Raw genomic sequence first — 19,780 nt, 5'->3', positions numbered from 1 at the left:
GACCTCTTCCTGCTTGGGAAGCGGGGTGGGGGCGGGGCCGCCCGAAGGAAGCTGGGCGAGCTGGCCGGCGTCATAGGCCTTGCTCGTGGGCAGCACGGCCTGCGCGAACTCGCGGGACACGAGGCAGCGCCAGAAGCACAGCCAGGCGAGCCAGAAGCGGGCGAAGAACGACAGAGAGGCGGGCTGGTCGGTCATCGGCACCGGATAACAAAGCCCGGATGCTTTGCAATTCGGCAGTTCACCGAGATGCCCCAAATGCAAAGGGCCTCACGGTTTCCCGTGAGGCCCTTCGTTTGTTGCATGGTGGAGGTGGACGGGATCGAACCGACGACCTTCGCATTGCGAACGCGACGCTCTCCCAACTGAGCTACACCCCCACAACTGGACTGCTTGCTGCGCCTCCGCGGTTTGGGGCCGCCGAAGTGGGATGGGCTAGTACCGGAGGCCCTTCACCGTGTCAAGCGCAAGCTGCCAACATGGATTCCGGCGATTGACGTGCTGCGTACCGGGTGCCATAAAAACCCTTCTTGTCAGGCGTATCCTTCCCGCCCGTTTAGCTGCCCCCCGTTAATGTCTATCTCCTCTTCGAAGACGTTGAGCCCGGCCGAGCTCGCGAAGCTTGAACACGCCTTTGCTTCCGACCCTTCGTCGGCGGCCTACAAGCCTCTCGCAGAAGCGTACCTGAGCATGGGCCGCTTCATGGAGGCGATGGTCGTCTGCAAGAAGGGGGTGAAGGCCCACCCGAATGCGGCGGACCCCCGCCTCCTGCTTGCTCGCGTCTATGCGGAGCAAGGCAAGGACAAGAAGGCGCTGGAAGAGGCGCTCGGCGCCCTTCAGGTGCAGCCTGAGGACAAGGTCGCGCTGCGCATGGCCGGCGCGCTTCAGCTGAAGACCGGCGAAGCGGAGCCCGGCAAGGCGAACCTCCTCAAGGCCTACACCGCGGACCCGGGCGACCCGGACACCGTCACGCTGCTCCAGCAGCACAAGATTGAACCGCCGCGGCCCGCCGCGCCGGCTCCGGTCGCCGCGCCCGCTGCTCCGGCTGCGCCCGCGACGCCGGGTCCGTCCGCCACCCAGCAGTCCGCCGCCGCGCTCTCCAGCGTCGCGGCGACGGCGGGGACGGAAGCGCCCGCGGCGAAGCCCGCTGCCACCCAGGCCGCGAAGCCCGCGCCCACCGCGCGCGCGGAGGCTCCCGCGCCGCGTCCCGCCCCTCAGCCGCGCCGGCCCCAGGTCGTCGTGGAAGAGGCGGACGAGGACGAGGACGACGAGCCGGTGTCCCGCCGCCCCCCCTCCTCGGGCAGCAAGGGCAGCAAGATGGTGACGTTGGGCCTGCTGGTGGCCATCCCGCTGTTCGCCATCGGCTATGGCTGGTACTCGGCCAACGCCCGCACGAAGTCTCGCGAGCTGAAGAAGAGCCTGGACGCGGCCAGCGAGCTGCTCAAGCGCGACTCCTTCGACAGCTACAAGAAGGCCGTTGAGGCGGCGGACCAGGCGCTGGAGGTGGATTCCGACTCTGCCTTGGCGCACGGCTACCTCGCCTACGCCTGGGCCATCCGTTGGGGTGAGCACGGCGGTGGTGACGATGCGCGCCGCCAGGCTGAGGAGCATCTGGCCGTGGGCAAGAAGGGCGGCGACCTCAGCTCGCACCTCATCGCGTCCGAGGCGCTCATCCAGACCTACGGCGGCAAGGGCAAGGACGCGCTGGGGCAGCTGGAGGAGAAGGTGAAGGAGCTGGACGCGCAGGGCCGCTCCAGCTCGCTGCTGTACCTCACGCTGGGCCTCATCCAGATGAACGCGGGCGATTTGGAGCGCGGCCGCGACAGCCTGGACCGCGCGCAGGTGCTGTCTCCGGATGACCCTCGCACCTACGCGAGCCTGGGCGCGGTGTACCGCCGCCTGGGGCAGGACGCCGCCGCCTGGCGGAACTACGACTCCGCCCTCCGGTACGCGAAGGACCACCCGGAGTCGCTGCTGGGACGCTCCCTGCTGATGCTGGAGCAGGACTCGCCCAACTTCGAGCTGGCCCACACCATGCTCAAGAAGTTGCTGGAGTCCGACCCGCCGCCGTCTCCGCGACAGCTGGCCGCGGCGCACCTGGCGCGCTCGCTGCTCATCAGCCGCGTGTCGACGGCCATGGTGGACCTGAAGCCGGACATGCAGCAGAAGCTGGCCGAGGCGACCGCCGTCCCGCAGGACAAGGACAAGGCCCGCTCGGAGATGCTCAAGAGCGAGGAGACCGGCTTCTCGCTCGACAAGCAGAACCCGGAGCTGCACCTCATCAAGGGCCGCCGCCTACTGGCGGAGGGCAACTACGACGCGGCGGCGGAGGAGATTCGCAAGGCCATCCGCATGGACGCCTCGCGCGCCCAGTTCTACGTCGAGCTGGCCAAGTCGCTCATGGGCAAGCAGGGCGGCGAGAAGGATGCCGCCGAGGCGCTGCAGACGGCCCTGAAGACGATGGGCGACAGCCCCAAGCTGGTGGTGATGCTGGGCAACGCGTACCGCCGTCAGGGCAAGCTGGATGAGGCCCTGGCCCAGTACCAGCGCGCGGTGAAGGACCCGAAGGCCAAGAACCCGGAGGCCCGGCTGGCCATGGGCGCCATCTACCGCGAGCGGTCCAAGTGGGACCTGGCTCAGGAGCAGTTGGAGAAGGCGAGCCAGGAGTTCCTGGGGCAGTCGGACCGCGCGGCCATTGCGCTCACCGAGCTGGGACGCGTGTACCAGAGCAAGGGCGACACGGCGAAGGCGGATGAGACCTACCAGCGCGCCCTCAACGCGGACGAGGCGTACTCGCCGGCCTACTACTTCTACGCCACGCTGCTCTCGAAGGACTCGAAGCAGGGGGCGAAGGCGAAGATGCTGGCCCAGGAGTACCTGAAGCGCGACCCGAGCGGCGAGCACGCATCCGCGGCCCGTTCGCTGGCGGGCGGCTGAAACACCACGGCGGCCTTCCAGGCGCCGGACAAGCGGGGCTGATGCGCGCGGGCAGTTGAACGCGCGGTCAGCCCCGTTGTCGTGATTGCTGACCCCGCGCCCTGACGCTATGCCCGGGGCGTTTGTCTTCCCCGACGCACCTGGGTGGGTGGCGGGAGTCCGGTGTCGCCCTGGTGTCTCCCGGGGGCCGGCCGGGCGTCCGTCCGCCGGAGTCTCCCGGGGGCGCCGTGTCCTTGCCCACCCCCGGGTGGTGCCTGTATGGGGAAGGCCGTTACCGCGCCGGCAGCGTGTCTGTCGTGCCTACCTCTGGAGTCTGTGTGAACGCGCGTGCCGAGTCCTTGCCGACAGTCGCGTCCGACCTGATCTCCCTCACCAAGCCGCGCCTCTCCTCCCTGGTGCTCGTCACCGCGGCGGGGGGCATGTGGCTGGCGCCCGGCCACATGGGCGCCGTCAACGCGCTGGTGACGCTGCTGGCCACGGCGGGAACCGTGGGCGCGGCCAATGCCCTCAACTGCTACTGGGAGCGGCACAGCGACCAGTTCATGGACCGCACCCGCAACCGGCCGCTGCCCTCCGGGCGCATGGAGCCGGCGGTGGCGCTGTGGTTCGGCATCTCCCTGGCGGCCGTGTCGCTCCCGGCGCTGGCCCTGGGCGCCAACGTGCTCACCGCCGCGCTGGGCCTGGTGGCGCTGCTGAGCTACGTGCTGGCCTACACGCCGCTGAAGGCGCGCACGTCCGCGGCCATGCTGGTGGGCGGGGTGCCCGGCGCGCTGCCTCCGCTCATGGGCTGGACGGCGGTGACCAACCAGATGGACGTGGGGGGCTTCTCGCTCTTCGCCATCATGTTCCTCTGGCAGATGCCGCACTTCATCGCCATCGCGCTCTTCCGCAAGGAGGAGTACCGGGCGGCGGGCCTCACGTCGGTGCCGCTGGAGCGGGGTGACGAGTCCAGCCGCGCACAGGTGGTGCTCTACCTGGTGGCGCTGATTCCGATGACGCTCCTGCCCTTCCAGCTCCACATCGCCGGCGCGTGGTACCTGGCCGCGGCGGTGCTCCTGGGGCTGAGCTTCCTCGGGCTGGGGGCGTGGGGCTTCTTCCGGCGGCTGGGAAACACCTGGGCCCGCCAGACGTTCTTCTTCTCACTCATCTACCTCACCGGCCTGTTCGCCGCGCTGGCGCTGGACCGAGTTCCTCGCGAATAGCGTCCGGGGCGAACGGGGGACGCCCGCTCATGCCCGAAGTCCTGGTTTCCACTGCCACCTCTCAACCGCTGCTCCAGTTGGAGGGGCTCACGCGTCGCTTCAAGGGGCGCACGGCCGTGGACGGCCTGTCCCTGTCGGTGCGGCCGGGGGAGATTCTGGGCCTGCTGGGCCCCAACGGTGCGGGCAAGTCCACCACGTTCCAGGTGCTGGCCGGCCTGCTGTCCCCGGATGCGGGCCTCGTTCGCTTCGAGGGCCGGGAGCTGTCGCTGAGCGACCCGTCGCTGCGCCGGCAGATGGGCATCATCTTCCAGCGCAGCAGCCTGGATGACCTGCTGACCGCGCGGGAGAACCTGATGCTTGGCGCCCGGCTGTATGGCCTGGGCGGAGAGCGGGCCCGCGAACGGGTGGAGGCGATGCTGTCGCTCATCGGCCTGGCCGACCGTGGCGACGAACGGGTGTCCACGTGGTCCGGTGGCATGCGCCGGCGCCTGGAGCTGGCGCGGGCCCTGGTGCACCAGCCGCGCGTCCTGCTCATGGACGAGCCCACACAGGGCCTGGACGAGGCGGCCTTCCGTACCTTCTGGGCGCACCTGAAGCGCCTGCGCGACAGCGAGGGCCTCACGGTGCTGCTCACCACGCACCGCGCGGACGAGGCCGACGTCTGCGACCGGCTGGCGGTGTTGGACGCGGGCAAGCTGGTGGCGTGTGACACGCCGCAGGCGCTGGCCTCGCGCATGGGCGGGGACATCCTCTCCGTGGAGGCGCCCGAGCCAGAGGCGCTGGCGGCCGAGCTGCGCGAGCGGCTGACGCTGGACGCGAAGGTGGTGGAGGGACGGGTGCAGGTGGAGGCCCCGCAGGGCCACGCGCTGGTGCCCCGACTGGTGGAGGCCTTCCCCGCCGGGCGGCTGACCTCCGTTGCGCTGCGCCGGCCCACGCTGGCGGACGTGTTCCTCCAATTGACGGGGCGCGCGCTGGGCGCGGACGTGCCCACCGCTGAACCCGCGCCGAGGAGACGTCGATGAGCGCCGAGCTGTCCGCCGCCCCCGAACCGATGAACGCCGGGGCTCCAGCCGTGTCATCGCCGCCTGGAACGCTCGCGCTCCAGTGGGCGACGGTGCGGGTGCTGATGATGCGCGACATCGTCCGCTTCTTCCGCCAGCCCTCCCGGGTGGTGGGGGCGCTCGCGCAGCCCGTCCTCTTCTGGTTCGTCATCGGCTCCGGCTTCGCGGGCTCCTTCCGCGTGGAGGGCGCGCAGGGCCTGGGCTACCAGCAGTTCTTCTTCCCGGGCGTCGTCACCATGGTGCTGCTGTTCAGCGCCATCTTCGCGACGATTACCGTCATCGAGGACCGCAAGGAGGGCTTCCTCCAGGCGGTGCTCGCCGGGCCGGGCTCGCGGCTGGCGGTGGTGCTGGGCAAGGCGCTGGGCTCGTCCGCCATCGCGCTGCTGCAGGCGTCGCTGTTCCTGTTGCTGGCGCCGCTGGCGGGTGTGAGCGCGGCCACGCTGAACGTGCCGCTGCTACTGTCCGTCATGGTGCTGTCGGCGCTGGCGCTGACGGGCATGGGGATGTCGCTGGCGTGGTGGGTGCGCTCCAGTGCGGGCTACCACGCGGTGATGAGCATCGTCATGCTGCCCATGTGGGTGCTGTCCGGCGCCGTGTTCCCGCTCAAGGGCGCGGACACCTGGCTGGCCTGGGTGATGCGGCTCAACCCGATGCGCTACTCCGTGGAGGGCGTGCGGCGGGCGCTGCACGGCGCGGAGGCGTCGGTGGCGCTGGGCGCGTCGTCGTCCTCGGCGGGGTTGGAAGTGCCGGTGCTGGTGGCGTTCGCCGCGGTGTTCATCGGGCTGGCGGCCTTCAGCGTCAGCCGCCGGGAGTAGACAGCAGCCGTTCGCGGTGTCCCGGTGGGTTGGACATGCGCTGCCCCTTTCGCTACGAGGTGGGCAGACGCATCACCTGACTTCCCGAGGAGATTGCACGATGACGCTGCGCACGCTCGGCTTGACGCTGCTGGGGACCGCGGGGCTGCTGACCCTTTCCGCCTGTAAGAAGGAGGAGCCGGCCTCCGCGCCGCCCGCCGTCGCGCCCGCCGCGAAGAAGGAGCCCCACGCGGCCTCGCCCATCCAGGCGCCGGAAGGTGCCGCCGCCGCGCCCGTGGCTCCAGCGGGCAAGGGCGTGGTGAAGGGCACGGTGAAGTTCACCGGCACGCCGCCCGAGGCCGCGGACATCCCCGCGAGCAATGACCCGGCGTGCGAGGGCATGGCGACGAAGGATGCGTCCGTCTTGGTGAAGGACGGCAACCTCCAGAACGTGCTGGTGCGCGTGAAGGGCAAGGTGCCCGGCGCGCCTCCCGCGCCTGCCACGCCGGTGGTGGTGGACCAGTCGAAGTGCACCTACGTCCCGCGCGTGCAGGGGGCGATGCCGGGGCAGCAGGTGGCGTTCAAGAACAGCGACGGCACGCTGCACAACGTGCGCGGCATCGCGGGCACGAAGCCCGTGTTCAACGTCGCGCAGCCTCCGTCCGGCGCCCCGGTGGAGCGGCCGCTGCCCGCGGACGCGGACGTGCTGAAGCTGAAGTGTGACGTGCACCCGTGGATGTCCGCCTTCGTCGTCAGCAACGAGAACCCGTACTTCGCGACGACGGGCGCGGACGGTGCCTTCGCACTCGAAGGACTGCCCGCGGGCACGTACACGGTGGAGGCCTGGCACGAGACGCTCGGCACGAAGACGGCCGAAGTCACGGTGAAGGACGATGCGCCGGCCGAGGCCGCGTTCTCCTTCTCCGCGGAGGACGCGTCCGCGCAGAAGTGACGAACGCGCTACGCGGCGGGGCGGCCCTCTGATGCCGGAGGGCCGTTCTTCCGCACGGTGAAGCCCACCCGAGCGCCGCCGCCGGGGCGGTTCTCCGCGAAGACTTCTCCGCCGTGGACGTGCGCGATGCGCTGGACCAGCGCCAGCCCCAGGCCCAGGGAGCCCGCCTCGCGCGCTTCGGTGCCTGAGTCTCTCCGGTAGAAGGGCCGGAAGATGCGCTCGTCCTCGCCGGGCTGCAGCCCAGGGCCCCGGTCTTCCACGCAGAAGGCCAGGTGTTCGCCTCGCTCCTGGATGCGCAGTGCCTCGGCGCCGGCGCCGTGTTTGCGCGCATTCTCCAGGAGGTTGGCCAGGGCGCGGCCCAGCAGCGTCGCGTCTCCCACGAGCCCGGCGCGCTCTACCTCCATTCCCAACAGGGAACTCGCCAGCCCCGCGCGCTCCAGGGCCTGCGTGGCCAGTGTCTGGCCATCGAGGACTCGCGGGGTGAGCTGGCCGAAGTCCAGCCGGGAGCTGGCCAGCAGCTCCCCCACCAGGGCATCCAGCTCCACCACCTCGCGGTCCACCTGGTCCAACGTCTTCGGGTTGCCGCCTCCGTCGCGGAGCAGCTCCGTCAGCACACGCAGCCGGGCCAGCGGGGTGCGCAGCTCGTGGGACACGGCGGCGAGCAGCTCGCGCTGGTCCGCCACCTGCTTCTCGATGCGCCCCGCCATGTCGTTGAAGGCATCCGCCAGCACGGCGAACTCCCCCGTGACATGCGGCGCGACGTCCGCGCGCGAGTCCAGCCGGCCCGAGCCCAGCTCTCGCGTGGCCCGCACCAGCTCATCCATGGGCCGCGCGAGCCGCCGCGCGAGCTTCCCCGAGGCCAGCCACAGCACCATGCACGACAGCGCCAGCGGCAGCACCATCCGCAGCGGGTTCTTCGGACGGAAGCTGGCGTAGCAGGCGCGCACCGAGCCCAGGGTGATGCCATCGCGAACCACGGGCAGGTTGAGCTCGGGCCGCCGGCACGGCACCTGGGATTGCGCCAGCATCGCGCCGGACGCGTCCCGCAGCTCCACGCCCACCTGCAAGTCCTTCTCGATGGACGCCACCAGCGCGTCCCGCCGTGCGGGCTCGTCCCAGACCTCCTCGAAGCGGTGGCCCACGAAGGCGCGCACGCGGTCGCCTTCCTGTTTCCAGGTGCCTCCGCCCACCAGGCTCATCACCGTGGCCACCAGGGCGCCGGTGGCGAGGATGGACAGGCCGAACCACATGAACAGGCGCCGGTGCAGCCGGGCGCGCACGAAGCCGCCCAGGCGGCCCATATGCCAGTAGCCGTGCGGCGGATGCCGGTGTCCCCAGGGGCCGCATTCGTGCGGCTCGCCCCACGCGTCCCAGCCGCGCTTGTGCGCCCGGGGCCTGGCGCGTTTCACGGGCCCTCCTTGGCGAACACGTAGCCCACGCCGCGCACCGTCTTGATGAGGCGGGTGCCCACGTCACCGAGCTTCTGTCGTAGGTGGGAGATGTGCACGTCGACGGTGCGCTCGCCCACCACCGTGTCACTGCGGCCCGCCTCGCCCAGCAGGGCGTCGCGCGGAACGACGCGTCCGGCCCTGCGCACCAGCGCGACGAGCAAATCGAACTCCAGGCCCGTCAACTCCACGGCGCGCTCCTCCACGCGTACCTCGCGCCCGGCCACGTCGATGGACACGCCGCCCGACTCCAGCCGGTCCGCCACCGCCGAGGGCTGCGAGCGGCGGAGCACGGCCCGCAGCCGCGCCAGCAGCTCGCGGGGACTGAAGGGCTTGGGGAGGTAGTCGTCCGCGCCCAACTCCAGGCCCACCACGCGGTCCGTCTCGTCGCCCTTCGCGGTGAGCATGATGACGGGGATGCGGCTCTTGGCGCGGATGCGCTTGCAGACCTCCAGGCCATCCATGCCGGGCATCATCACGTCGAGCAGCACCGCGTCGAAGGCGCCGGCCTCCAGCGCCGCCAGCCCCCGTCCGCCATCCGCCGCGTGGGTGACGCTGAGGCCATTCTGCCCGAGGTACTGCTCGAGCAGCTCGTACATCCGGGTGTCGTCGTCGATGAGCAGGACGCGCGTGGACATGAACCGCCTTCTACTTCAGGGGGAGGCCGTGTGGATGGACACGCGAGTCGCTGGCGGGGGAGTCACACCTCGCTGGCTGGAAGGCTCCCACCTGCCGTGGGGGCTCCATCCGTGTTCCCAGGCGCCGTGGTGACAGTGGCGCAGGTGATGGCGGTGGCGGGCCACGCTGGCGAACCCGGAGGCATAGCCTCCAACGGTGCCCAGGGCGAGCAGGACGATGAGCAGACGGCGGCGCATGGAGACTCTCCTTCAAGGACGACGAGAGGGGGCGTTGGTTCGGGGCTCACACCCCACGCGCGTCATCGCGTCCCCAAGGGCCGTGGCTGCCCCCGTGGCGATGGCCGCCGTGGCCGAATGCGCCGCCTCGCCAGCCGCCGTGGCCGCCACAGCGGCGGTGCCAGCCGCCATGGCCTCCGTGCCAGCCGTAGGCGGAGCCGAAGCCGTGCTCGAGGAGGTCCGCGAGCTCACGGCGCTGCCGCGGGTCCAGCGCCTCGTGGACCTGGGCGAGCGACCCCTGCACCGTGCGGCGCACATTGTCGATGGCGACATCGTGGCGGGCGAAGAGCTCGCGCAGCGCGGCGCCGTCGAAGTGCTCACCGCGCAGCGCGGCGCCCAGGGCGGTGCGGCTGGGGCCTACCTCATCACGGGCCTTGGCGAAGGCCTCCATGACATCGTCGGCGGCCTTGAGGAGGACCTTCTCCTGGCCAGGTGATGTGTCCAGCCGCTCGAAGAGCCAGCGGAGGCGTCCGCGCGAACTCCAGCGGCCTCCGCGGCGATACCCGTGGCGCCCGCCACGGACCGTGTAGATGAGCCCGGCGAGACAGGCGGTTCCGAAGAGAAACCCGAACATGGTTCCACGCTCCCAATGAGGCCGTCCCCTGGGGGCGGCGCTGGTGGTGACGAGCGGGAAGGTAGAGGGCGGGTATGAAGGCCACGCCCGCGCGCGGTGAAGAAGTGTGAAGACGGCCCCGGGAGAGGGGTGGGGGAGTGAGGGGAAGAAGACGGCTTGTCGCCCTGGCGGGAGGGGTCGGTGGAAGTGGAGTGTCCGGTGGCGGACGGCTGATTGCCCGGAAGGCGGCTGCCCGGTGGACAGGCGGCGCCAGGAAGTTTGTCGTTAGGGGGCCGGGGCGGTGTCCGCTCCGCACACGTCGATCAGGCAGCCCTTGGCGGCGGCCTCGAAGCAGAAGGAAGAAGGTCACATGGCAATCGGTACCGTGAAGTGGTTCAACGACGCCAAGGGGTTCGGCTTCATCGCGCAGGACAACGGTGAGGACGTGTTCTGCCACCACACCGCCATCAACATGGATGGCTTCCGCACCCTCCAGGAGGGGCAGCAGGTGGAGTTCGAGGTCACGCGTGGCCCCAAGGGCCTGCAGGCGCAGAACGTCCGCGCCGTCTGAAACACCCGCAGGCCACCCTTGAGTGTGCCCGAGGCCCGGTCTCCCAGCAGGGAGGCGGGGCCTTCGCATGTCTGGCTCCTGGCACGCCGGGCTGGCGACCCGCGCCGAGTGCTCGTCGGCACCTGGATGCCTTCCTTACCTTTTCCGGCAGACGCGCGGCACATCCGCCGCCATCCAACGGAGACGAAGGCATGGGCGACACCAGCGTGAAGAAGGTGGAGAGTCGGCACTCTCCCAAGGGCGAGATGGGGCAGAAGTACCTGGCGTCCGGCGTCCGCCTGTCGATGCGGCTATGGGAGGACGAACCGCCCGGAGAACCGGCACCCGCCACCGCGAGGGATTACGAGACGGTGGGCTTCGTCCTGAAGGGCCGCGCGGAGCTGCACCTCGAAGGACAGGTCATCCTGCTCAACCCCGGTGACTCCTGGCTGGTGCCTCGGGGCTCCAGCCACACGTACAAGGTGCTGGAGACCTTCTCCGCCGTGGAAGCCACCAGTCCGCCCGCGGCCGTGCATGGCCGGGATGAGGGCAAGGACGCGGGGACGAAACCGCCCGCGAAGGCGTGAACCTGACGGTCCGCGCCGTTTACTCAGGTTGTGATGGGGGCGAAGCTGCCTGGACGCTGCACGCGTACCTGGGATGACGTCCTGCTTCAGGGCGGCAAACCAGCAGCGGCGATGTCGGCACCCCCTCTGGGTGAGGAACAGGTGGGCCGTTGAACGTGCAACGGGCATCGCTGGAAGTGCGCCAGTGGCACTGGTCCGCGGCGAGGGTTTCCAGCGGCTCCCATTTCGACTGGCGACTCTGGGCCTCGTCGCACGCCAGTTCAGGGGTTTCGGGTTCGACGCATTGGAAGCGCGGGCCTTCGTCGGGGTAGGGCTTCGATACGGTGAGCTGCTTGCACCAGCGGAGGTGGACCTGCTGTGTGCAGCGTGCTTCGGCGGCATGGGCGGGCGTTTGAATCAGCTCGAACGACTTGCCTTCCCATGACCTGCCGGCCATGACCAACCGCTGCCCGGTCGAGGCAGCGCTGGAGTGGGTGAGGAATGGGCGACGGGCCTTCATCAAGGCAAGTGCCTTGCGTTCCTCATGCGGAGGGATGAGGGCCTTCCCTGGGGGCGTAATCAAACTGCCTCCAATGCGTTCCATGTCGCAGGGCTCACATGAGACGGATTCGCGCTGGACCACGGCCGGAAGGGAAGGGAGCTTCCCCGTCGTGAGCCAGACCCACTCCGCATCATCCAAAGAGGTCATCGGTCGGGAGCGGGAGCAGTGCCATATCAACCTGGCGTCTTTGGGTTCGGCGTAGATGAGATACTCCGCTTCGCCCCGGAACCGGACCCGGCAGTCGCCTCCGCCACCCTGGGGAAGATTGAACTTCTCGCCGGTGACGACCGGGCCTTTGATGACCTCCAGGACCTCGACGTCCACGGTTCCCAAGTAGGGGCCACGAGGGGCTGGGACGACGCGAGCCCGATAGATGGCGCTCGCACGCTCACGCGCCACCTTGAGGTCGGTGTGAAGGTTCCCCCCGCCCGCGACGCAAACACATGCCTGCGCTGTCGTCGGCCACAGGCAGAGCGTGATTGCCGCAGTGAGAATGATGAAGAGGATTCTCATTCTCGGCAGTCTACGGGGAATGTGCGGCGTGCAGGAATGGGTGCCGGATTGGCGCTGCTCTCAGCGCAGGCCTTTGAGGCGCTGCGCCATGCTCAGATCAGTCTGGTCAAGCCACTGGATGCAAGATTCGGGGCTGTCCCTGAGCCCCGCTTCGACCATGTCGAAGAATATGGGGGGAACCCAGGAGATGAGATAGTCATTGCCGGTATCGCGAGGCATCGGCTCGTCGGAAAAGACTCCCACCCAGGTGTCCCAGGGCGGCCCGTTCTCACCATCAAAATACCCGTGAGAGGACGCCTCGGCTGCCCCATCACTCAACGTGCCATCTGGGAAGAAGATGAGCAGTCTGCCTCCCTGCAGGATACCGTGGTCTGGCTTGGCATCCGAGTCCAATGCTCCCTTCACGCTCATGAGCAGGTGCTGTCGATTCGACGCAACACGCTTCATTGCGTTGAATCGATTCGACACCACGAGTGGGTTGGGCAGAATGTACGGTGTGCGGAGGCAGGTTTCGAGTGACTTCTGAGTTACCTTGAATGCACACCAGCGCACGGTCTCTGCAAGCACCTGCTGGAACCCAGCAAGATCCGAAGTGCAGTCGGGGACGCTACGAACAAGTCGACCTGCCATTCGCACCTCGCGCGTACTCTCGCCCTGCTGCTGCGCGCTACTTCCGCCCGCCAGACCACGCCATGTTCATGTACTTCGTGCCGCCGGCCAGTTCATCCAGCATCTGGTCGAGCCGCTTCTGTCGGGTCGCCTCCAGCTTTGCCCGGGCAATCCACCCGAGATAGTCATTCTGCTGGTACGGCGGACGCGCCTTGTACGCGTCCATGAGCCCGCGCTGGACCAACGCCGCCCGGACATTCGCGGGCATCGGGTTGACGGCGCGCTTGAGCGTGGGTCGCTTTGCCGTGGCCATGGTCATGTCCCAGCCTTCACCGGTGCCAGGCGCTCGAACATGAGCGAGGGCTCTCCCTTGTAGCGCCCCTGTCCCGTCTGCCGGAAGCCGCACTTGTCGGCGACTCGGATGGATGCTGCATTCTCGGGGGCGATGATGCACACCACGCGCTCAGGGCTGAGCTGGGCATCCGCCCAGGCCAGCGCCGCGCGTACCGCCTCTGTGGCGTAGCCCTTGCCGTGGAAGCCAGGAGCGAGCACCCAGCCCGCCTCGGGCCCGGCGCTCAGGGGCGGCTGCATGTCGCGGTGGAAGTCGCCCAGGCCTACCTCGCCAACGAGACGGCCTGTTGCCTTCTCACGCACCACCCAGAATCCAAAGCCCAGCAGGTCCCAATGGCCCACGTAACGCAGGAGCCTGGACCACATCTCTTCACGTGTGGACGGCTTGCCGCTGATGTAGCGGACCACCGCGGGGTCACTCCACAGCGCGAGGCACTCCTCGTAGTCCTCGAGGCTGTGACCCTTCATGACGAGACGCTCGGTCTCGAGGGTGGGGATGGTCGCTGCGGGCACGGACGCTCCTCCTGGGGCCTGGAGCCCCGCCGCGCCTGCCACACGATGCGGTGGCGCGGATGTTCCGATTCAACCGCTCCCAGGCCTCTCATGCCAGAGGACAACTGTCCATGTCCGGGAGCGGGGGCTCGGGAGGTCCAGTTGCGCGGCGTGGAGGGAACGTTCATTCCACGGACGGCCCCAGCCTTCACAGGTTCCGCTGCAAGCGCTCCTGCGCCTTGACGACAGCGGCGGTGCGCGTGGTCACGTCCAGCTTGGCGAACACGTTCCGCAGGTGCCACTTGGTCGTGGAAAGCGCGACGTTGGAGCGCTCGCTGATCTCCTGATTGCTCAGCCCCTGTGCGAGCAGCTTGAGCATCTGGAGTTCGCGCTCGGTGAGTGGCTCCAGGGGCGCGGAGGGGGGCGCCGCGAACTCCCGAGGCACGCGGGCTCCCGCGGAGAGCAGGTCCTGGTACCGCGTGGCGTACCGGTCTGGAAACGCGTAGCTCAGCTTCCGCTGCCGGGCGGCGGCGATGACGACCTCCTGCAGGCCGGGTGTCTCGTCGAACACGCTGCGCCCGAATCCGAAGCGCTGCGCCAGCGCGAAGCCCCGGTTCAACGCCGCGAATGCGGCCATTGCGTCACCCGCGCGCCAGTGGCACACCGCGATGGTGGCCAGCAGCGCCGTCTCGCGTGACACATAGCCCACCTCGTGCGCACTGGCCCGCAGCACCTCCAGAATCGCGTGCGCCTTGTCGTGACGGCCGCGCACCATCAGCACCCACGCCTGCGCGAGCCCGAGCCGCTCCCACGTCTCGTCGTAGAAGCGCTTCTCGCTCCACTCGCCCCGGCGCATGCGCTCGCCCAGGCCGAACTCCTGGGCCACCACCCGCATTCGCGCGGGCGCCTGCTCCACCAGGTAGAGGCGAATCTTCTCCCCGCAGACATGGGCCAGGAAGCGCGTCTGGTGGCCGCACTCGAGCACGCCGTGGAGATAGTCCAGGAGCCGGTACGCCTCCGCGTACTTCCCGCGAACCGTCTTGATGCGGGCCAGCATGAGGTAGGCGAGCGCGAACGTCTCGAACACGGAGGCCTGCGGGAGCAGCGGCAGCACCTCGACGCAGAGCGCCTCGGCTTCGTCGAGCCGGTTCTGCTCATAGCGAGCGTTGGCGAGCGCCGTGGCCGCGTTCGCCCAGACGGGGTTGCGCCGTCCACGGCTCGCGCGCTCGAAGGCTTCCTCGCAACGCGCGGCGGCGTCCTTCATGTTCCCCTGCGCCCGGTCCGCCAGCGCGACAAGGACGTCCGTGTATCCGACCAGGAATGGATTGTCGTGCCCCTGCAACGTCTCCCGGGCGCTCAGCGCGAGCCGGCGCATCGCATCGAAGCGGTTCATCCGGAGCGCCCGGTAGGCCTTCGCCGCCAGCACGGCGCCCGCCATGAAGACGTCCGACTCCTCGGAGCCCGGAGACGCGTCCAGGTCCATGCCGGTGTCCGGAGCCGAATCGGACAGCACGGCGTGAAGCAGCGTGAGGTGCGCGAGCCGCTTTGTCAGCCGCTCGCGTTCGGGCGCGGACACCTCATCGGCCGTGTCGAGGTGATGCTGGGCATCCCTCAGCGCCGCGGTCGCATGCGCGAAGCGACGGGACAGGATGAGGCAGGCGATGTGGCCCACGCAGATGGCTGGCGACCGGATGACCTCCTGCGCCGTCAGCTTCGCGGTCCAGTGGAGGACGGAGGCGAGCTCGCCCTCGCGCATCCACGCCTCCATGCAGCGCGCGGTGAGCGCGAGACACCAGTCCCTGTCTCCCGAGGCGAACGCATGCGTCAGCGCCTCGTCCGGCATCTGGTTCTCCGCGAACCACGCGCTCGCCGCACGGTGCAGCCGAGGGATGCGGTCCGCGTAGTCACAGGCGAGCTGGGCGCGCAGCACATCGAGGAACAGTGGATGATACCGGTACCACTGCCGCTCGGTGTCGAGCGCCTGGATGAACATCTGCGACCGCTCGAGCTGCCCCAGCAATGCGTGTCCTCGGGTGATGCCAGGCAGCGCGTTGCAGAGCGCCCCGTGGAGTTGCTCCACCACGGAACTCAGCACCAGGAACTCGCGGACCTCCTCGGGTTGCTCGCGCAGCACCGCGTCCGCCAGGTACCGGGCCACGTCGTGATTGGAGCCCATGGCCTTCGTCAGCGCATCGCTCACGCTCGCGTGCTCACCCGCCGACAGCAGCGCCAGCTTGACGCCAGCGACCCAGCCTTCCGTCCGCGTGCGGAGGGAGTCGATGTCCTCCGGCGTGAGCACCGCGCCGCACAGGCGCAGGCCCAGCTCGCGGATGGCCTCGCCGTCCAGGTTCAAGTCCCGGCCGTCGAGCGTCACCAGTTGCTCGGTGAGCTTCAGCTTGGCCAGGTCCAGTTCGGGGATGGTGCGCGATGAGACGACCCAATGCACGTGCGGTGGTGAGTGGTCCAGCAGGTACGAGAAGGCCCGCACCAGGGGGCGCTCGCGCAGGACATGGAAGTCGTCCAGCACCACGACGAGCTCGCGGCCCAGGCTCCACAGGCTTTGCAGGATGACGGCCGTCGCGTGCTCGGGCTGGCTCGTGCTGTACGCGTCGAAGTCTGGAACGGCCCGGCGAATCGCCCCGACCAGGTATGCGAAGAACCGCTCGGGAGCGTTGTCCTGCTCGTCCAGCGACAGCCATGCAAGGAGGTGCGGCACGCGTGCTTCGCGGTACCACTGCGTCAGCAGCGTCGTCTTGCCGGAGCCGAGCGGGGCCGTCACCAGCACCAGCTTCCCGCTCACCCCATGGTCGATTCTCCGCAGGGCGGCGCCACATGGCACCAGCACGGATGCTGCCCGGGGTGGGGAGAGCTTCGTGGGCAGCAGATCCGGAGCACTTCGAAGGCTCGGCATGAGCACGTCCCTCTTTGGCCGGTTGCGTCAGGCACTAGACCACGGAAAACGGGTGAACCGGGTTGATGTGCGCGAAGGCAACCCCGCAATGAGTGTCGCGAAATGGACACCGCAATGCGTTACACACGCGGTTTCGCGGCTTTGCGGCGCCGGGTGTTCGCGAGCAAAGCCTGACGTGCCGTGCCGGTGGCTGCCTTTGGGCGTGGGGAGGGGCCGGTCCCCCTCCCTTCGGTGGGGGCGTTGTCGCGAAGCCCGCTGCTAATCCCTGGACAGCAACGCTTTCCCGTCTCGTGAGGAGGTCCCTATGGTGGGTACTCAGCAAGTGGGCGCGCGCAGGAGTTGTTGGCGCGCCCGCACCGTTTCGTTGTGCGCCGTGGTGTCCTTGTTGGCCGCATTCACCGCGGCGGCCCAGGTGCCCTCGTTCATCACGTTCGACAGCGCGCACGTGCGTCCCCTGGCGCTCTCCCCGGATGGGACGCGGTTGTTCGCCGTCAACACGCCGGACAACCGCCTGGAGGTCTTTTCCATCAGCAGCGCGGGGCTCTCACTCATCGCGACGGTGCCCGTGGGCCTGGAGCCCGTCGCTGTCGCCGCGCGCAGCAACTCGGAAGTCTGGGTGGTCAACCACCTGTCGGACAGCGTCAGCGTGGTGAGCCTGGTGGGAACGCCGCGGGTGGTGCGCACGCTGCTCGTGGGCGATGAGCCGCGCGACATCGTCTTCGCCGGCACCAACGGCCATGCCTTCATCACCACCGCGCACCGGGGCCAGCACCGCACCGACCCGTCCATCGCCGCGGTTCCCGGGGCGGGAGACCCGAAGCTGACCACGCCTGGCGTGGGGCGCGCGGACGTCTGGGTCTTCAATCCGGCTTCGCTCGGGGCGACGCTGGGCGGTACACCCCTGCGCATCGTGACGCTCTTCGGCGACACGCCGCGCGGACTCGCCACCAGCCCGGACAAGAAGATTGTCTACGCGGCCATTGCCCAGTCCGGCAATCAGACGACGTCCGTCAGCCTGGGGAGCGTGTGCGACGGGTTCAAGGAGCGGGACATGTGCCTCGTCTTCCCCGACACGCCGCCATTCGGCAACAACCTGATGCCGGGCGGCCTGCCTGGGCCCGCGACGAACTTCGAGGGCGCGAAGGCGCCGGAGGCCGCCCTCATCGTGAAGTGGAACAGCGCCGCCGGGCAGTGGCAGGACACGCTGGGCCGCAACTTCAACAACGGCGTGCGGCTGCGTCTGCCGGACAAGGACGTCTTCGCCATCGACGCGGACACCCTTCATGAGACGGCTTCCTTCTCGGGCGTGGGGACCACCATCTTCAACCTGGCCACCAACCCGAAGTCGGGCGTGGTGTATGCGTCCAACAGCGAGGCCAACAACCTGACCCGCTTCGAGGGCGCCGGTGAATACGGCGGCAGCACGGTGCAGGGCAACCTCGCGCAGATGCGCATCACCGTCATCTCCGGGGGCACGGCCTACCCGCGGCACCTCAACAAGCACATCGACTACTCGAAGCTGGCGGGGAAGCCCGGCTTCGACCCCTCGGTGAAGAACCACAGCCTCTCCACGCCGACGGAGATGGTCGTCTCCCGGGATGGCACGAAGCTGTACGTGGCCGCGTTCAGTTCCAGCAAGATTGGCGTCTACGACACGGCGTCGCTGGAGAGCAATGCGTTCGACCCGCGCACCGTGAGCGCCAACCACATTCCGGTGAGTGGCGGCGGGCCCAGCGGTCTGGTGCTGGACGAGGCGCGCAACCGCCTCTACGTGATGACCCGCTTCGACAACGCGGTGAAGGTCATCGACCTGGCCACCAGGGCGCAACTGTCCTCGGTGTCGCTCTACAATCCGGAGCCCGCCTCCGTCGTCCAGGGCCGCCCGTTCCTCTATGACGCCAACTTCTCATCAGCCAACGGTGAGTCGTCGTGCGCCAGTTGCCACATCTTCGGTGACAAGGACGAGCTCGCCTGGGACCTGGGCAACCCGGATGCGACGGTGACGGCCAATCCCATCAACATGCGCCTCGCGAGCGACCTCGAGATTGGCATCTTCCGTGCCTTCACCGGCCACCCGAGCTCACCTCTCAACGGAACGGGGAAGCAGAACGAGTTTCACCCGATGAAGGGGCCCATGACGACGCAGACCCTGCGCGGCATGACGAACCAGGGCGCCATGCACTGGCGGGGTGACCGTTCAAATGGCTTCTTCGGTGTCGATGCCGGCGGGGAGGAGATGTCCTTCAAGAACTTCATCGTCGCCTTCCCGGAACTGCTGGGCCGCGCGTCGATGCCCACCGAGGCGGAGATGGACAAGTTCACGGCCTTCCAGCTTCAGGTGCAACTGCCGCCCAACCCCATTCGCAGGCTGGACAACGCACTCACGGCTTCGCAGAAGGCGGCGAGCGACTTCTACTTCGGCAGCCGCCGGGTGGACGGCATCGCGATTGGCGAGGACAACGGGTTCAATTGCAATGGCTGCCACAGGATTGACGGTGCGCAGGGCTTCTTCGGCACGGATACCCGGTCCAGCTTCGAGGGCATCAGTCAGATCATGAAGATTCCCCACGTGCGGAACATGTACACGAAGGTTGGCATGTTCGGCTTCCCGGACAGCAGCTTCTTCCTGCACCCGGAGACGGGGCAGTTGGGTGACCAGGTTCGCGGCTTCGGTTTCACGCATGACGGCGCGGTGGACACCATGTTCCGCTTCTTCAGCGCCATCGTGTTCTCCAACACCAGCATTGGTGGGCCCCTCGTGGGCTTCCGGAACGACACCGAGCGTCGCCAGATGGAGGACTTCATGCTGGCGGCGGATACCGACCTGGCGCCGATTGTCGGCCAGCAGGTGACGCTCACGGCATCGAATGCCGCCAACGTGGGGGCTCGCATCGACCTGCTGATTGCGCGAGCCCGAGCGCAGTTCACGTCGAAGGTGCTCGGTGGCGCGACCTACGAGGCCGACGTGGTCGCGAAGGTGGCCGTGGGCAGCAGGGTGAAGGGCTTCCTGTACGAACGAGGTCCCGGGACCTGGAAGCCCGATGATGGCAGCGCGAACATCTCCACCGTGGCGCTCCGAGCGCTGGCGAACACCGCGGGGCAGGAGGTGACCTTCACCGCGGTTCCTCCAGGCTCCGGCACGCGCATCGCGCTCGACCGGAACCTGGATGGCAGGCTCGACGGTCAGTAGCCGTTGAACGTGTTGACCTCGGCGGGAGCTGGGGTGGACGCAGTCGGTTGGATGGCAACCCACCGGTGCCTCAACATGCCGGTGGGCTTGCCAGTTGTTGCTTCCCTCCACCGGGCCGCTGGCGGGGACGCGCCGCGCTGGGAGGCACCCGCCGTCCGCGGTTCCGTGTCGCCCCAGG

The 19,780-nt window shown here is 68.8% G+C and carries 17 protein-coding genes, 1 tRNA gene and 1 pseudogene; 8 read left to right on the top strand and 11 right to left on the bottom strand.

What is annotated here, in order from left to right:
- Together FL344_RS20440 and FL344_RS20435 are read right to left on the bottom strand one after the other, a co-directional pair.
- Nucleotides 1-195, bottom strand: a pseudogene (locus FL344_RS20440) (DUF2760 domain-containing protein); the annotation flags it as partial.
- 106 nt (nt 196-301) lie between these two features.
- A tRNA-Ala gene (locus FL344_RS20435) sits at nt 302-377 on the bottom strand.
- Nucleotides 378-570: 193 nt separating this feature from the next.
- Between FL344_RS20435 and FL344_RS20430 the strand changes: the two genes are divergently transcribed.
- The 5 genes from FL344_RS20430 (at nt 571) to FL344_RS20410 (ending at nt 6,943) form a co-directional block, all read left to right on the top strand.
- Nucleotides 571-2,934: a tetratricopeptide repeat protein gene (locus FL344_RS20430; protein ID WP_194863180.1), complete on the top strand. Its 2,364-nt coding sequence runs from the start codon at nt 571-573 to the stop codon at nt 2,932-2,934.
- Nucleotides 2,935-3,251: 317 nt separating this feature from the next.
- Nucleotides 3,252-4,136 (top strand): heme o synthase, encoded by an 885-nt coding sequence (gene cyoE, locus FL344_RS20425; protein ID WP_011555284.1) that lies wholly within the window; start codon nt 3,252-3,254, stop codon nt 4,134-4,136.
- Between the two features lie 29 nt (nt 4,137-4,165).
- Nucleotides 4,166-5,158: an ABC transporter ATP-binding protein gene (locus FL344_RS20420; RefSeq protein WP_141619708.1), complete on the top strand. Its 993-nt coding sequence runs from the start codon at nt 4,166-4,168 to the stop codon at nt 5,156-5,158.
- On the top strand, nt 5,155-6,012 hold the full coding sequence (locus FL344_RS20415) for an ABC transporter permease (RefSeq protein ID WP_090489977.1): 858 nt from the start codon (nt 5,155-5,157) through the stop codon (nt 6,010-6,012). The genes FL344_RS20420 and FL344_RS20415 overlap by 4 nt, the downstream gene beginning before the upstream one ends.
- Before the next feature lie 100 nt (nt 6,013-6,112).
- Nucleotides 6,113-6,943: a carboxypeptidase regulatory-like domain-containing protein gene (locus FL344_RS20410; protein ID WP_194863179.1), complete on the top strand. Its 831-nt coding sequence runs from the start codon at nt 6,113-6,115 to the stop codon at nt 6,941-6,943.
- A gap of 8 nt (nt 6,944-6,951) precedes the next feature.
- Here the strand turns inward: FL344_RS20410 and FL344_RS20405 are convergent, their stop codons facing one another.
- From FL344_RS20405 to FL344_RS20390, 4 genes are read right to left on the bottom strand one after another with little or no spacing between them, the layout of a single operon-like run.
- Nucleotides 6,952-8,352 (bottom strand): HAMP domain-containing sensor histidine kinase, encoded by a 1,401-nt coding sequence (locus tag FL344_RS20405; RefSeq protein WP_141589157.1) that lies wholly within the window; start codon nt 8,350-8,352, stop codon nt 6,952-6,954.
- A complete protein-coding gene (locus FL344_RS20400; RefSeq protein WP_141589158.1) occupies nt 8,349-9,029 on the bottom strand; it encodes a response regulator transcription factor in 681 nt (226 codons plus the stop codon). Before FL344_RS20400 ends, FL344_RS20405 begins: the two co-directional genes overlap by 4 nt.
- Before the next feature lie 15 nt (nt 9,030-9,044).
- Nucleotides 9,045-9,266 carry a hypothetical protein gene (locus FL344_RS20395; RefSeq protein WP_141589159.1) on the bottom strand — a complete coding sequence of 74 codons (222 nt, stop codon included), beginning with the start codon at nt 9,264-9,266 and terminating at the stop codon, nt 9,045-9,047.
- Nucleotides 9,267-9,312: 46 nt separating this feature from the next.
- Nucleotides 9,313-9,879: a periplasmic heavy metal sensor gene (locus tag FL344_RS20390; protein ID WP_141619706.1), complete on the bottom strand. Its 567-nt coding sequence runs from the start codon at nt 9,877-9,879 to the stop codon at nt 9,313-9,315.
- 349 nt (nt 9,880-10,228) lie between these two features.
- Here FL344_RS20390 and FL344_RS20385 point away from each other — a divergent pair, with 349 nt between their 5' ends.
- Both FL344_RS20385 and FL344_RS20380 read left to right on the top strand, forming a co-directional pair.
- On the top strand, nt 10,229-10,429 hold the full coding sequence (locus tag FL344_RS20385; RefSeq protein ID WP_011555276.1) for a cold-shock protein: 201 nt from the start codon (nt 10,229-10,231) through the stop codon (nt 10,427-10,429).
- Between the two features lie 191 nt (nt 10,430-10,620).
- Nucleotides 10,621-10,995 (top strand): cupin domain-containing protein, encoded by a 375-nt coding sequence (locus tag FL344_RS20380; protein WP_011555275.1) that lies wholly within the window; start codon nt 10,621-10,623, stop codon nt 10,993-10,995.
- 19 nt (nt 10,996-11,014) lie between these two features.
- Here FL344_RS20380 and FL344_RS38565 read toward each other — a convergent pair whose 3' ends face one another.
- The 5 genes from FL344_RS38565 to FL344_RS20355 form a co-directional block, all read right to left on the bottom strand.
- Nucleotides 11,015-12,049 carry a hypothetical protein gene (locus FL344_RS38565; RefSeq protein ID WP_194863178.1) on the bottom strand — a complete coding sequence of 345 codons (1,035 nt, stop codon included), beginning with the start codon at nt 12,047-12,049 and terminating at the stop codon, nt 11,015-11,017.
- A gap of 60 nt (nt 12,050-12,109) precedes the next feature.
- On the bottom strand, nt 12,110-12,679 hold the full coding sequence (locus tag FL344_RS39205) for a hypothetical protein (protein WP_228565226.1): 570 nt from the start codon (nt 12,677-12,679) through the stop codon (nt 12,110-12,112).
- A 37-nt stretch (nt 12,680-12,716) separates the two neighbouring features.
- A complete protein-coding gene (locus tag FL344_RS20365) occupies nt 12,717-12,971 on the bottom strand; it encodes a YdeI/OmpD-associated family protein (RefSeq protein WP_228565225.1) in 255 nt (84 codons plus the stop codon).
- A gap of 2 nt (nt 12,972-12,973) precedes the next feature.
- On the bottom strand, nt 12,974-13,522 hold the full coding sequence (locus FL344_RS20360; protein WP_141619703.1) for a GNAT family N-acetyltransferase: 549 nt from the start codon (nt 13,520-13,522) through the stop codon (nt 12,974-12,976).
- Between the two features lie 187 nt (nt 13,523-13,709).
- Complete coding sequence (locus FL344_RS20355; protein WP_228565224.1) at nt 13,710-16,412, bottom strand: LuxR C-terminal-related transcriptional regulator; 2,703 nt, start codon at nt 16,410-16,412, stop codon at nt 13,710-13,712.
- 304 nt (nt 16,413-16,716) lie between these two features.
- Here FL344_RS20355 and FL344_RS20350 point away from each other — a divergent pair, with 304 nt between their 5' ends.
- Nucleotides 16,717-19,602 (top strand): YncE family protein, encoded by a 2,886-nt coding sequence (locus FL344_RS20350; RefSeq protein WP_141619701.1) that lies wholly within the window; start codon nt 16,717-16,719, stop codon nt 19,600-19,602.
- Nucleotides 19,603-19,780 lie beyond the last annotated feature (178 nt).

The organism is Myxococcus sp. AB036A (genome assembly GCF_006547355.1).
Lineage (GTDB): Bacteria > Myxococcota > Myxococcia > Myxococcales > Myxococcaceae > Myxococcus > Myxococcus virescens.
Note: the sequence above shows the minus strand (reverse complement) of the source record. Positions and strands in the feature narration are given on the sequence as shown.